Source organism: Aureibaculum flavum, from assembly GCF_016406085.1.
Taxonomy (GTDB): domain Bacteria; phylum Bacteroidota; class Bacteroidia; order Flavobacteriales; family Flavobacteriaceae; genus Aureibaculum; species Aureibaculum flavum.
The window spans coordinates 59,371-76,514 of sequence record NZ_JAEHFJ010000015.1 but is presented as its reverse complement, the minus strand read 5'-3'; the positions used below and the strand labels follow the sequence as shown (position 1 = coordinate 76,514).

General features: G+C 35.9%; 4 protein-coding genes. All 4 read left to right on the top strand.

Going from position 1 to position 17,144, the window contains the following annotated elements:
• Window positions 1–6,942, top strand: a 6,942-nt coding sequence (locus JBL43_RS19425) for a CLIPPER-2 domain-containing protein (protein ID WP_198843021.1), incomplete at its 5' end; no start/stop codon positions are given.
• A gap of 505 nt (window positions 6,943–7,447) precedes the next feature.
• A complete protein-coding gene (locus tag JBL43_RS19420) occupies window positions 7,448–8,377 on the top strand; it encodes a PorP/SprF family type IX secretion system membrane protein (RefSeq protein ID WP_198843020.1) in 930 nt (309 codons plus the stop codon).
• 337 nt (window positions 8,378–8,714) lie between these two features.
• A complete protein-coding gene (locus JBL43_RS19415; protein ID WP_198843019.1) occupies window positions 8,715–16,061 on the top strand; it encodes a T9SS type B sorting domain-containing protein in 7,347 nt (2,448 codons plus the stop codon).
• 96 nt (window positions 16,062–16,157) lie between these two features.
• Window positions 16,158–17,087, top strand: coding sequence for a PorP/SprF family type IX secretion system membrane protein (locus tag JBL43_RS19410; RefSeq protein ID WP_198843018.1), 930 nt, complete (start codon window positions 16,158–16,160; stop codon window positions 17,085–17,087).
• Window positions 17,088–17,144 lie beyond the last annotated feature (57 nt).

The window sequence follows — 17,144 nt, the reverse complement described above, 5'->3', positions numbered from 1 at the left end:
GGGCCAAGTGTAAATGCAAGTGGCGAAGTAACCGGAGCAACAGCAGGAACAGCTTATACAGTAACTGCAGGAACTGCAGATTGTACATCAAGTTCAGCCAGCTTTACGAATGATGTCATATTACCAACACCAACAATTACTGTAGCAGACAGTTCAAGTCCTACATTATGTTCAGGATCAGATGGTACAATTGACTTGACATTTACAAATGTTACAGATGGTACATACACGATTAATTATGATGGAGGTACATTTACAAATGTAGTAGTGTCTTTAAGTTCAGCGACGGTAACTGGTTTAAGTTCAGGAAATTATAATGACTTATCGATTACAAATACAAACACCTGTACATCATCAGATGATCCAGATGTAAGTTTAAGTGATCCAGCAGCACCAGCAGCACCAACTGCAGCAAGTCCGTCTGCCTATTGTGATGGAGTTACAATAAATGATATTACAGCGACAGGAGCAGGTTCAGCGACATTTGCATGGTACAGCGATGCAGCGTTAACAACTTTGGTGGATAGTGACGCTACGTTTACACCATCAGGAGCTGTAGGAACACAGACTGTTTATGTAACACAAACCGTTGCAGGTTGTACAAGTGCATCGACTCAAGTAGATGTAACAGTAAATGCTACCCCATTAGCACCAATCGCCGCAAGCCCATCTGCATATTGTGTAGGAGAAACTATTAATAATATCACAGCAACAGGAGATTTAGGTGTTACGTTTACTTGGTATAGCGATGCAGCTTTAACTACAGTAGTTGATAATGATGCTACATTTACACCATCTGGAACTACAGGAACTGAAACAGTATATGTAACACAAACTTTAGGTTCTTGTGCAAGTGCTGCTACCAAAGTAGATATAACAATTAATGCTTTACCAGTAATCACTAATGTAGCTTCAACCAACCCAACAACAGCCAGTTGTCCAACATTAAATGATGGTACAATAACTATTACGGCTACAGGTTCTAATTTGGTATATAGTATTGACGGAGGTGTAACATATCAAGGGTCTAATGTATTTAATAATTTAACAGCTACAGGTTCGCCTTATACAATAGCAGTTAAGAACTCAGTAACAGATTGTGAAGTAATTGATCCAACAACTGTAACATTAACAGCCCCAGGTTGTAATGCAAATGTGGTTGTTACAAAAACACAAACAAGCGGACCAGCTATAGTTACAGCTATTGGACAAACATTAGGTTATACAATAACTTTAGAAAATGATGGGGATTTAGATTTAACGAATATAGTTATTGCTGATGTATTGCCAAATGGTGCGAATGGAACTTTAACAGGTCCAACAGGAGATGCGGGAACAGCAAATGTTATTGACAAAGGTGAAACTTGGACTTATACAATTAGCTATACAACAACGTTGGCTGATTTCCAAAGAAGAGCAAATAGTGGTACTAATGTTGTAAATGAGGTTTCAGTGACTACCGATGAAATTACAACAGCGGAAGAGGACACGGCAGAGACACCTATAGAATATGCAGATTTAAGAATTACAAAAGCAGTAAGTACACCAACACCAAATGTAGGAGATATAGTAACCTTTACTTTAACAGTTGCTAATAGCGGTAACAATACTACAGGAGTAACAGTAGAAGATGTGGTACCTAATGGATATGGTTCAGTTACTGCAATAACTGCTGGATCATCGGTAAGTGGAAATACAATTAGTTGGTCAGGATTATCTGTTTCAACAGGATCGCCGACGGTATTAGAATTTACAGCTCAAGTATTGGCTACAGGAAATTATGGTAACAGAGCTGAAATAACAGCTTCCGACAGTGTAGATCCTGATTCAGACCCTAGTTCTAGCTTTGGTGATGATGATTATACAGATGGAGATACAGATGATGATGAAAGTAATACAGTAAGTATTAGTCCAGCAGCAGTTTCTGACTTGTCATTAACTAAAACAGTGAACAATGCAACACCTAATGTAGGTTCAAATGTAATATTTACATTGACTGTAAACAATGCAGGGCTAAGTACAGCGACAGGTGTTCAGGTAACCGATGCATTACCAACAGGCTATACATATGTGTCTGATAATAGTTCAGGAGCTTATGTTAGTGGAACAGGAATTTGGACAGTACCTAACATCTCTTTAAACGGTTCAGAAAGTATTCAAATAACGGCTACCGTAGATGCAACAGGAAATTATACCAATGTGGCTGAAGTAACAGCAGCTGATAATACAGATTCAGATTCAACTCCAAATAATGGAGTTACAACTGAAGATGATTATGCAAGTGTTAGTACAAATCCAGCAGCAGTTTCTGACTTGTCATTAACTAAAACAGTGAACAATGCAACACCTAATGTAGGTTCAAATGTAATATTTACATTGACTGTAAACAATGCAGGGCCAAGTACAGCGACAGGTGTTCAGGTGACCGATGCATTACCAACCGGTTATACATATGTGTCAGATAATAGTGCAGGAGCTTATGTAAGTGGAACAGGAATTTGGACAGTACCTAACATTCCGTTAAATGGATCAGAAAGTATTCAAATAACTGCTAGTGTAGATGCAACAGGAAATTATACCAATGTTGCTGAAGTAACAGCATCTGATAATACAGATCCCGATTCAACTCCAGGAGATGGTACAGGTGATGATTATGATAGTGCTAGTACAAGTCCAGCAGCAGTTTCTGACTTGTCATTAACTAAAACAGTCAATAATGGAACACCTAATGTAGGTTCAAATGTAATATTTACGTTAACAGTATCGAATAATGGACCAAGTGACGCAACGGGAGTAGAAGTCGTAGACTTGCTACCAACGGGATACACTTATGTTTCAGATAATGGATCAGGAGCTTATGTTAGTGGAACAGGTTTATGGACAGTTCCAACGATCACTAATGGTAATGCACAATCATTAGCTATAACAGCTACAGTTAATGCAGCAGGAGTTTATACGAACATTGCTGAAGTAACTGCTTCAGATAATTTAGATTTAGATTCAACGCCAAACAATGGTGTAACAACTGAAGATGATTATGCAACTGTCGGTATTAGTCCAGCAGCTGTTTCTGATTTATCAATGACAAAAACAGTGAACAATGCAACACCTAACGTAGGTTCAAATGTAATATTTACATTGACTGTAAATAATGCAGGGCCAAGTACAGCAACAGGTGTTCAAGTAACAGATGTGTTGCCAACAGGCTATACGTACGTGTCTGATAATAGTTCAGGAGCTTATGTTAGTGGAACAGGAATTTGGACAGTACCTAGCATCGCTTTAAATGGATCAGAAAGTATTCAAATAACGGCTACCGTAGATGCAACAGGAAATTATACAAATACGGCAGAAGTAACAGCATCTGATAATACAGATCCTGATTCAACTCCAGGAGATGGAACAGGAGATGATTATGCAACACAAAGTACAACTCCAGTCGCAGTATCAGACTTGAGTATCACAAAAGCGGTTGATAATTTAACACCTGCAGTAGGTAATAATGTAACATTTACATTAACCGTAACAAATGATGGTCCAAGTGAAGCCACGGGAGTTACAATTGAAGATGTTGTACCTAATGGATATGATACTGTAACTGCAATAACAGCCGGTTCAACAGTTTCAGGAAACATGATCAGTTGGTCAGGTTTAACTATAGCTTCAGGTGCATCAGCAACTTATGAATTTACAGCTAGAGTATTGGCTAGTGGAAATTATGGAAATAGAGCAGAAATTACAGCATCTGATAATTTAGATCTTGATAGTGATCCTGCAACCAGTTTTGATACTGATGATTTATCTGATGGAAACCAGGATGATGATGAAAGTGCTATTATAAGCGTCAGTCCAACAGCAGTTTCTGACTTATCAATGACAAAAACTGTAAGCAATGCAACTCCATATGTAGGTTCAAACGTAATATTTACACTGACGGTAAGTAATGCAGGATTGAGTGATGCAACAGGAGTAGAAGTAACGGATGTATTACCAAATGGTTATACCTATGTTAGCGATAATGGATCAGGAGCTTATGATGAGACTACAGGTATTTGGACAGTTGGAAATATTGTAAATGCTGCTTCGGCATCATTACAAATAACAGCAACAGTTAATGCAACTGGTAACTATACAAATAATGCTGAAGTAACAACTTCAGATAATGACGATTCAGACTCAACGCCTGGAGATGGTGCTGGAGATGACTTTGCAACTGTAGGAACAAATCCAGTAGCAGTTTCTGATTTAGACTTCGCCAAAACAATTGATGATGCGGCTCCTTTAGTAGGTACTAATGTTGTATTTACATTAACAGTCAATAATAACGGATTGAGTGATGCAACAGGAGTTCAGGTTACTGACGTATTACCAACTGGATATACTTATGTAAGTGATGATGGTTCAGGAGCATATGTTTCTGGAACGGGAGTTTGGACAGTGCCAACAATTACAAATGGAAATTCAGCAACTTTAAACATTACAGCAACGGTTTTAGCTACTGGTAATTATGATAACAGTGCAGAAGTCACAGCATCTGACAATTATGATCCTGATTCTACTCCAAATAATGGAATTACAACGGAAGATGATTATGATATGGTTGAAGTAGATCCTCAGCCGGTATCTGATGTAAGTTTGGTTAAAACGGTAAACGATTTAAATCCGACTACGGGTGATGTTGTTACCTTCACTTTGACTATTCATAATGATGGGCCAAGTGCGGCTACAGGAATAGATGTAGAAGATGTTGTTCCTGATGGATTTGGAAATATGTCAGCCATTTCTAATGGGGGTGTGTTAACAGGTAGTACAATAAATTGGAACGGGTTAACAATTGCTAACGGAGCAAATCTATTGTTAACATTCGAGGCTGAAGTTTTAACAACCGGAACCAATACAACAACAAGTTATTACAATCAGGCTGAAATAACTGGAGGTGATAATATTGATCCTGACAGTGATTTTAATGCTAGTTTTGATACAGATGATTTAGCAGATGGCTTAGTTGATGACGATGAAAGTATTGTTGATGGTATCGTAATTAACTTCTTGCCAACAGCGGAAGATGATGATGTTGTTGTAGTTGAAAATTCAACAAATAATAGTATCACTGTATTGTTAGATAATGGTAATGGTGCTGATGATTTTGGTAGAGACGGACCAAGTTCTACACCAATTGTTATTGCAACGGGCCCAACTAATGGAACGGCTACTGTTAATGATAATGGAACAGCAACTGATCCAACAGACGATTATATTGTATATACACCTACGGCTGATTTTGTAGGAGTAGATACGATAACCTATACAATTGAAGATAGTAATGGAGATACATCTACCGCAACTTTAACAATTGAAGTGTTAGTTGATACTGATGGAGATAATGTTGCCGATTTATATGATTTAGATGATGATAATGACGGTGTTTTAGATATTGTTGAAGGTTCTGGTAATTCAGATAGTGACGGTTATCAAGATAGTTTAGATATCGATTCAGATAACGATGGTATTCCTGATAATGTAGAGGCTCAGACAACAGCGGGTTATATAGCTCCTTCTGGAATTGATTCTGATGGAAATGGATTGGATGATGCTTATGAAACGTCACCAGGTTCGGGCGAAGGTCTTACTCCTGTTAATACAGATGGAGTAGATAGTCCTGATTATTTAGATACGGATAGTGATAATGATAATGTAGTAGATAGTATTGAAGGTAATGATGCCAATCACGATGGTATTCCTGATGTATCTTATAGTGGTAGTGATCTTGATGAAGATGGATTAGATGATGCTTTTGAAGGATTTGATACTAATGACGGTTTTGATGTTAACGATGAGATTGATAATCCGTTAACTGACTTACCAGATACAGATGGAGATGCATCTTTAGATTATAGAGATACTGATGATGATGGTGATGGTGTAGCTACTCTTGATGAAGATATCAATAATAATGGAGATCCTTTTGATGATGACTTTGATAATGATTTCCAACCAAATTATTTAGATATTGATGATGATAATGATGGTATTTTAACAATACTTGAAGGAACGGGTAATTTAGATAGTGATACGAATCCTAATTACTTAGATATAGATGCTGACGGAGATGGTATTCCTGATAATGTAGAAGCTCAACCAACTGTAGGTTATACAGAACCTTCAGGTGTTGATTCTGATGGAAACGGTTTAGATGATGCCTATGAAGTTACACCAGGTTCGGGTGAAGGAATTACTCCTGAAAATACGGATGGGGCAGATGATCCTGATTATTTAGATGAAGATTCTGATAATGATGGGGTTCATGACTATATTGAAGGACATGATTTAAATCACGATGGTTATCCTGATGTTGATCCAACAGATACAGATACAGATGGTGATGGATTAGATGATGGTTATGAAGGTTCAAATCTTAACGATATTGATCCGAATGATGAAATTAATGATCCGGCAAATAATCTACCTAATTTTGATTATGATCCGACACCAGGAGCAACTAATGACGATGTTGATTATAGAGATACTGATGATGATAATGATGGTACGCCAACATATGAAGAAGATGATAATGAAAATGGTATCTGGTATGATGATGATTGTGATTTTGATGGTAATCCTAATTATTTAGATGTAACATCTTGTACAATTATACCAGAGGCCTTCTCACCAAATGGAGATGGTGACAATGATTACTTTATCGTACCATTGTTAAGTAGATATCCGAACTTCAGAATAGAGATATTTGATAGATGGGGTGCTAAAGTATATGATTATAGTAATAAAGGTAAATCACCAGTAGAATGGTGGGATGGATATTCTGATGGTAAAATAACGATTCAGAAAGATCAAAAAGTACCTGTAGGAACGTATTATTATATCATCTACTTTAATAAAGAGGATAGGGAATCTGTAGCAGGTTGGGTATATGTAAATTATTAAGAATTGTATAATATAGGTCCGAGAAAGCAGTTGTTTTCTCGGATTTATTTATAAAAATAATAACAGAATTTTCGATCACATTAATTGAAAAGCTATAAAGTGTATAATTTATAGATCAAGTAATTTATAGAAATAGAATATTTTTTTTAAATCACAAAATTTTATTTAGAGTTATACGTTTTAAAATAGCATACTAGAGTTCGTTGTATTTGCTAGTGCAACAAGTAAAAAGTAATAAGTGGTATTATTAATTTTTTTTAGAAATAGAATATAAATAGAATAAATCTTTATGTTATAAGGTTTTATTTATAGTCGCATCTCTTTTAATCTTGTTTTAAACAGTTTTTAAGGTAGGAAATAATACAGTACGATTGTTATAGTATCGAGTATATGTAATATATAAGGAGTTTATATTTCTAGTAAAATATAATAACAGATAAGACGTCATTTAAAAGTAATTTATGATATTCCATGCTGCCTTAAAAGAATAATTAAAAAATAACAAATGAAATTAACATCATTAGTTTTACTAATAGCTTTAAGTTTAATAAGTGTTGCTGGGTTCGGTCAGCAAGATCCTCAGTATACACAATATATGTACAACATGAATATTGTAAATCCAGCTTATGCAGGATCGCGAGGTACATTAAGTATAGGCTTATTAGGTAGAATGCAATGGGTTGGAATAGATGGAGCTCCTAAAACGGCTACTATGGCTATTCATGCCCCATTAGGTAAAAATTTAGGAGGTGGTTTTTCGGCCATTTTAGACGAACATGGTCCAGTAAAAGAGACGAATGTTTTTGCAGATATAAGTTATACAATTAGCACTTCAGAAGAAGGTAGATTAGCGTTTGGATTAAAAGGAGGCGTTACCTTTTTTGATGTAGGTTTATTGTCCTTGGTATTGCCTCAAACAGCACCAGGCGTAGATCCATTGTTTTCTGATAATGTGAATGAGACCTTACCAAATTTTGGAGCTGGGGTTTATTATTATACGGATAAATTTTATTTTGGGTTATCCGCTCCAAATTTATTAGAAACCAAGCATTTAGAAAAAGATAGCGGAACGATAAGTCAGGCTTCAGAAAAAATGCATTATTTTGGAACGGCAGGTTATGTATTTAATTTGTCTGAAACATTAAAGTTTAAACCTTCAGTAATGGCTAAGGCTGTTTCAGGTTCACCATTGTCTTTAGATGGTTCGTTAAATTTTCTGTTTAATGACCGTTTAGAATTAGGAGCAAGTTACCGATTTGGAGATTCAGTAAGTGGTTTAATAAATTTTGGAGTAACGAGAGATTTACGTATCGGATATGCTTACGATTATACAACCACAAACTTAGGAAATTATAATAGTGGTACTCATGAAGTATTTATGCAATGGGATATAGATTTTTCAACGAAAAACTTAAAATCGCCGAGATTCTTCTAAAACTTAGATTATTTATGACTTGATAATTCTGTTTTTTGAATTAAAACAGTTGTGTTTTGTCAATTGTTAAAATATAATAACAACTTCTTTACAGTGTAAAAGAAAAGGCTAAACCTTATATCCATAAGGTTTAGCCTTTTCTTTTGTTGTTTAAATAAAACTTCATTTTAAATTGTTTTTAAAATAAACAGACCTGAAATTCTTTTTTAACATTTTTTTATATATTTGTATTCATTGTAGAAATACGATTGGGACATTAAATTTTTGGGGAGAATCCTTGTATTTCTGTAAATAACTCTATAGACTACAATTTATACAACACTAAGTAAATATCATTATGAAAAAAGGTTACTTAACTACAATTTACGCAGTTTTCAGTAAACAATTAAGACATGCAATAATGTCATTATTGTTTGTATTTAGTTTAGCAACTGTTAATTCCGTTTGTGCACAAACGAATGTTGATTCTTGGTCAACAACTACCGTGCCTAATACCTTAGATAGTCGTTTGGCTACAGGAGGTGAAACCTTAAATTTTGGAGCTGGTGCTAGTACAAGAGTAGATGGAATTACAATGGGAGCAGATGTTTTTATGCCGGTTGCAACACCATCAAGTTATTATATAAGACGTGTTGATAACGCGTTTACAACGGGTGATGATTTTGATCCTTGGTATAGGGAAGTGACTCCTCTTGTAGAGGGAGACAACAATTATACAGCTCCATATTATGCTACAATTAACGATGTTATTTCTGCTAATATTATAGATGTTGGTTTAGACAATACTTTTAATAATGATGTTAACTTTCAAACTTCTAACATTGAACGAATTGATATTGTGTTTAATTCTCCAAGGACACTTCGGAGTTTAGATTTAGAAGGTGGGTTTCCAATATTTGAAAGAGGTGCTTCTGGTATGGTTAGAGTGGCGGTTATTACCGGGATAGATGGATCGGGAAATCCCACTTCATATTCTAATGTTATTCGAAATACAATTTCTCCGGGATATGGACCCGCGTTATTGTCAAATTATAATTATGATATTTTATCAAAAGATGAGTCAGCATTGCAATATGACTTTGAGGAAACAGGAGGTAGCCAAACAATAAACGGTGTCTATTTTAAGTGGGAAGATTTTGGTCTTGTCATAGGTGATATAATTTATGGATATTCTGTGGCAGATTTTGATGCACCAACGAATCCAGTAAATTTTTTAGATATTTCAAATTTCAGTACAGCAACACCGCAAGGTGGAGGTGGAGGCGGTGCAGATTTGATTTTTAATTTTCAGTATTTTGCTTCTGGTAATGATATTGATGGTGATGGAATTCCTGATTATGCCGATTTAGATAATGATAACGATGGTATTTTAGATACAGATGAAGGGGTTTATACAAATAGAGATACAGATGGCGATACAATTCCTGATTATTTGGACAAAGATAGTGATAACGATGGGTGTTATGACGCCTTAGAAGGTGATGGTGGTTATACCTTAGCTGATATAGATATTAGCATTGGTGGTTCATTAGGCTCTCTTACTTTTCCAGTAGATGCTAATGGTGTGCCTGGAGGTCTTGCTAATGCACAGAGTGCAACACCAGGGGTAATTGACCCAACTTTAGTTAGTTTGACTTGTGATACTGATGGTGATGGTATTTCGCCATTGGTAGATTTAGATAATGATAATGATGGAATTCTTAATGTAGATGAAACTTGCGATCCTGTATTTGCTTTTAGTAATGGTGTTGGAGGAGCTACGCATACTCAAAGTTTCAATAACCCTAGGTCTGCTGTTTTTGATTTTACGGAATTAGATGATTCAGTTATTATTGATGTGGATGGTAGTCCAATACATGCCGCAGCAGGTTTGTCGGTTGAGTTAGCAAGCTTACAAGCTGGATTTATGAATATGGTATTTCGTTCTGATGGTTCTGAGATAACAGATCCTTGGACTCCTAATGTTAATGGTTTACCTCGTTTTAGAATTACAATAGATCAATATGGTGTTATAAGAGCATATGGTAGTAGAACAACTACCTCTACTTTTTTAGCAAGAATGTTACCAGCAGATGGTTCTTCTTTTAATACAATGGTTTGGACTACAGGTTCAATACCAATTACAATTCAAAACCCTAATGGAGTAGGTATAGATGCAAGTGCAGGGTCTTTAACTGTATTCTGTGATTCTGATGGTGATGGAGTTCCTAATGCTTTGGATTTAGATTCAGATAATGATGGTATTACAGATGCTACAGAAGCTGGTGGTACAGATGCCAATGGTGACGGAATGGTTGATGGGTTTACAGATACTAACAACGATGGTTTAGATGATAACACAGCGTTATCACCGCTTCCATTACCAAATACAGACGGAGATTCAGTGCCAGATTATTTAGATTTAGATTCTGATAATGATGGCATAACAGATGTAACAGAAGCTGGTGGTATAGATGCTAATGGTGATGGAATTATAGATGGTTTTACAGATGCTAATGATAATGGACTTGATGATGCTACTGAAACAACTCCTTTACCTGTTCCGAGTTCAGATGGTGATGCTGTGCCAGATTATTTAGATTTAGATTCTGACGATGACGGAATAAATGACATTGTTGAAGCAGGCGGAGTGGATTTAAATGATGACGGAATCGTAGATGGTTTTGCTGATTCAAATAATGATGGTTTAGATGATACAACAGCAGCTACCCCATTACCTGTTGGAGATAAAGATAATGATGGTATTCCTAATTATGTTGATTTAGATTCAGATAATGATGGAATTCTTGACGCAACTGAAGGCGACGTAGATTTCGATAATGATGGCTTACCAAATTATTTAGACTTAGATTCTGATGCTGATGGTATTTCTGATGTTATAGAAGCTGGTGGTGTTGATATTGATGGTGATGCTCATGTTGATTATGCAACATCTGGAGACCCATCTACTTTATTAGATACAAATAATAATGGTTTACACGATACTTTAGAAGGTACGCCTTTACCAATTCCAAATACTGACGGTACATTCGGAGCAGATTATCTTGATATTGACGCTGACGATGATGGTATTGTTGATGATATTGAAGGTCAAACCACAGCTGACTATAGAGCCCCATCTGGAGTTGATGTAGATAATGATGGTCTTGATGATAATTATGACGGAGATAATGAAAATACTATTGGTGTAATAGATGCTCTTGATCCGAATGGGGCAATAATACCAACAAATACTGATGGAACTGATACTCCAGATTATATAGATACGGATTCTGATAATGATGGAGATTTAGATAGTTTAGAAGGTTGGGATACAAATAATGATGGTACTGCCAATATAACATTTTCTGGTGCTGATGCTGATGGTGATGGTCTGGACAATGCTTATGATACAGATGATTCTGTGCTAGATGCTACTAATGGAGGTACTTTACCAACGGACTTTCCCGATTTGGATACTCCAGGTGGAGAACCAGATTGGAGAGAGGCTCTAGATATTGATTGGGATGGTGATGGTGTAAATAATATGGTAGACTCTGATTCAGATAATGATGGTATTCCAGATGTTATTGAATCAGGAGGTAATGATCCTTATGGTGATGAAGATGGTGATGGTATTTACAATTGGATGGATACGACAGATGATGGTAATGCGGGTGACTCAAGTACAACTGATTATACAGACTTAGATGGTAACGGAATTCCTGATGTATATGATACTGACGGAGATGGTGTACCAAATCATTTAGATTTAGATTCAGATAATGACGGTATTTATGATATTGTTGAATCTGGGCAGTTAAACGGTACAACCATAGCTGATTTAAATAACGATGGTGTTTTAGATGGGAACCCTGTAGATTTTGGGGCAAACGGATTATTAGACGCACTTGAAAATGCTGTAGATAGTGGTGTTTTGGTGAACTTGACAGCTGATACAGATGGAGATAACATACCAGATTCACTTGAACTAGATGCTGATGATGATGGTTGTAGCGATGTTAGAGAAGCGGGTTATACCGATAATGATTTAGATGGAATCTTAGGTAACGGTGCAGGTTTTTCGGTTGACGCAAATGGTTTAGTTAATACTCCTGGTTTAACAACTGGTTATACAGAACCTGATAATTTAGATGGAAGTGCTAATTATGACTTCCAGCAAGATAGTTTAGGCGTTCCTGTAATTAATACGAACCCTTTAAGTCAAACTTTAATCATTAATGCTAATGTTACATTTAGCACGGACATAATTAATACGATTACTTACAGATGGTACGAGAGTACAGATGGAGGTACAACATGGGCTGCTATAACTAATGGGGGTGCGAGTCCTACATACAGTAATGCAACAACAGATGCCTTGACTTTAACAGGGGTCCCTGCCAGTTATGATGGCTATCAATATAGAGTGATTCTTTCATCACCTGCATTTGTTTGTGATAGTAATTGGACATCGGCTCCAGCTACATTAAACTTATTCCCTGATAATGATGGTGATGGTGTACCTGATTACTTGGATTTAGATTCAGATAATGATGGTATTCCAGATACAGTTGAATCAGGAGGTGTAGATCCTTATGCAGATAATGATGCAGATGGTATTCCTGCATATTTAGATGATGATGATAATGACAATGCTGTTGGAGATGATAATGGCGTAATTGAACCAGCATTTGATATAGATGGCGATGGTGTACCAAATTATTTAGATTTAGATTCAGACAATGATGGTATTTATGACTTAGTAGAGTCTGGTCAATTAGATGCTCTAAATAATATTGTTGATGTAAATAATGATGGTATTATCGATGCTGCAAATTCTGGTACTGTAGGAGCAAACGGATTGTTCGATCCTTTAGAAGATACACCTGATAGTGGTAATTTAGTAAACCTAACGGCTGATTCAGATGGAGACACTATTCCAGACTCTAACGAAATAGATGCAGATAATGATGGTTGTAATGATGTTCGTGAAGCTGGCTTTACAGATGGAGATTTAAATGGATTGTTGGGTAATGGTACAATTGGTGCTGGTTTATTGGTTGATGTGAATGGGGTTGTAACTAGCGGTGTAGATGGTTATACTATACCAGATGATTTAGATTTGAATTCAGTTTATGATTTTCAACAGGCTAGCTTAGGTATTCCTTTAGTTAATACTGACCCATTAAGTCAAACTATAGTAATTAATTCTAATGTTACCTTTAGTACTGATATTTTAGCTGAAATTTCGTATCAATGGTACGAAAGTACAGATGGTGGAACTACTTGGGCACCAATTACTAATGGAGGTACAAGTCCTATATACAGTAATGCAACGACAGATGCTTTAACTTTAACAGGAGTTCCTTTAAGTTACGATGGATATCAATATAGAGTAATGTTGATGTCACCAGTATTTGTTTGTGATAGTAATTGGACATCTGCTCCTGCTACATTAAGTTTATTCCCGGATAATGATGGTGATGGTATTCCTGATGCTGTAGATTTAGATGATGATAATGATGGTATTCCAGACACTATTGAAGGTGTTCTTGATACTGACGGAGATGGTATTTTAGACCAATTCGATTTAGATTCAGATAATGATGGTATTTATGATGTAGTTGAGTCTGGTCAATTAAACGGAACAACAGTAGTTGATTTAAATAATGACGGAATTTTAGATGGAAATTCAGCCGATTTTGGAACAAACGGATTATTAGACCTAATCGAGTCTGATGATACAGCTGCTGCAACACTCACAAATGTAACTGCAGATTCTGATAATGATGGCATACCTGATTCACATGAATTAGATTCAGATAATGATGGTTGTAATGACGTTATAGAAGCGGGTTTAATTGACGTTGATGATAGTGGCAGATTAGGTAGTGATACCGGTCTAACTGTTGATGCGAATGGTTTAGTTAATACAGCAGGTACAACAGGTTATACTACGCCTAACGATTTAGATAATAACAGTGTGTTTGATTTCCAAGAAGCTGGTCTTGCAGTGCTGCCAATCGCAACACAACCATTAGACGATGTAATAGTAGTTAATGCCAACACTAGTTTTAGTGTTGATATACAAAGTACAATTACATATCAATGGCAAATGAGTATGGATGCAGGTGTTAATTGGTCTAACATTTCTAATGGAGGAACTGTTCCTACAGTTACAGGAGCAACTTCAGATGAATTAACATTAAATATGGTCCCATTAGAATATAATGGGTATATGTATAGAGTAGTCTTATCTTCTCCAGCTTTTGCTTGTGATACAGATGTAATTTCTGATCCAGCATTATTAACCGTATATCCTGACTTTGATGGTGACGGTGTTGGTGATCCAATTGATTTAGATGATGATAACGATGGTATCCCAGATTTGATGGAATTTGAAGGATTAGATCCTTTAGCGGATAATGATGGTGATGGTGTTCCAGCATATTTAGATGATAATGATAACAATATTTCGGTTGGTGATGCTAATGATGATGTAGAGTCTGAATATGATTTTGATGGAGATGGTATTGCAAATCACTTTGATTTAGATGCTGATGGAGATGGTATTTTAGATGTTGTTGAAGCAGGTAATGCTGATTTAGATGCTGATAATGATGGTGTAATTGATGGCGTTCCAGCTGACTTTGGAATAAATGGTCTTTTTGATCCACTTGAAACTGACGATACACTATTAGCAGATATCAATTATGTTCCTTGGAATTCTGATGGAGATTCTCAATTGAACTTCTTAGATATTGATGATGATAACGATGGAATCTTAACAGTAGTAGAAACAGCTTTTGATTCAGATGGAGATACACATCCTAATTACTTAGACTTAGACGCTGATGATGATGGAATTCCTGATAATGTGGAGGGTCAAACTACCGCAGATTACACGAGTCCTTTAGGTGTTGATGCTAATGGCGATGGTTTAGATGATGCTTATGGTCTTGGTCTTACACCAGTAAATACGGATGGTGCAGATCAACCAGATTATTTAGATACTGATTCTGATAATGATGCAGTTCCTGATAGTATTGAAGGTCATGATTATGATGCGAATGGTGAGCCAGATGTTTATCCTAGTGGAAATGATGATGATAATGATGGTTTAGATGATGCATATGACGGTTCTATTGGTGACTTTGCAGATCCTAACGGATTGTCAGTTGACACAGATCCAGCAACTGACTTACCTAATAGAGATGCGGCTTTAGAAGCGGATGTTAATACAGCTGGTTTAGTAACAGGAGATAGTGAAGTTGACTATAGAGATATTGATGATGATGGTGACGGTATAAATACAATTGATGAAGATGGTGATAAAGATGGTGATCCAACTAATGATAATTGTGATGAAGATGCTTATCCTGATTATTTAGATCCAACATCTTGTACTATTATCCCTGACGGATTCTCACCTAATGGTGATGGTGATAATGACTTGTTAGTTGTACCTGCCTTAGCACAATACAAAGACTTCGAAATGGAGGTTTATGATAGATGGGGTAATATTGTCTACGAATATGATAATAATGGAAGAGCGATGCCACTTTGGTGGGATGGTTATTCAAGTGGAACAATGACCATAAGTAAAGGGAATAAAGTACCTGTTGGAACATACTACTACATTATTAAATATAACGAAGCTGGACTTGAGCCAATTGCAGGTTGGGTATATATAAACTATTAAATTAATAAATTTTTGTTCTAGGAGTATTAAACCTACTTCTAGAGCATCTTTTAAACAGTTACGGGAATAAATTTCTTTAAAAATTAAAGTAAAATTATGCGAAAATTATCATCATTTTTACTCATAGTATTAAGTTTAGTAAGCATTACTGGGTTTAGTCAACAAGATCCTCAGTATACACAATACATGTATAACATGAATATTGTGAATCCTGCTTATGCAGGTTCTCGAGGAACCTTGAGTATAGGCTTATTAGGTAGATTACAATGGGTTGGTATTGAAGGAGCTCCTAAAACGGCTACTATGGCTATTCATGCCCCATTAGGTAAAAATTTAGGAGGTGGTTTTTCAGCCATTTTAGACGAACATGGTCCAGTAAAAGAGACGAATGTTTATGCAGATGTAAGTTATACAATAAACACATCTGAAGAAGGTAGATTGGCCTTCGGTTTAAAAGGAGGGATTACCTTTTTTGATGTAGGTTTATTGTCGCTGGTTTTACCACAAACAGCACCCGGAGTAGATCCGCTGTTTTCTGATAATGTGAATGAGACCTTACCAAATTTTGGAGCTGGGGTTTATTATTATACAGATAAATTTTATGTAGGTTTATCCGCACCAAATTTATTAGAGACTAAACATTTAGAGCAAGATAATGGTACCATAAGTAAAGCTTCAGAGAAGATGCATTATTTTGGTACAGTAGGTTATGTATTTAACTTATCAGAAACATTAAAGTTTAAACCATCTGTAATGGCTAAAGCTGTTACAGGTTCTCCATTGTCTTTAGACGGTTCATTAAACTTTTTATTTAATGATCGTTTAGAATTAGGGGCAAGTTACCGATTTGGAGATTCAGTAAGTGGTTTAATTAATTTTGGAGTAACTAGAGATTTACGTATCGGTTATGCATATGATTATACAACCACAAACTTAGGAAATTACAACAGTGGTACTCATGAAGTATTTATGCAGTGGGATATAGATTTTTCAAAGAAAAATTTGAAATCACCTAGATTCTTTTAAAAAAGTAAGAGATTAAAAATTAGTATTCGAATTGTTCTTAGTAATAAATGAACAATT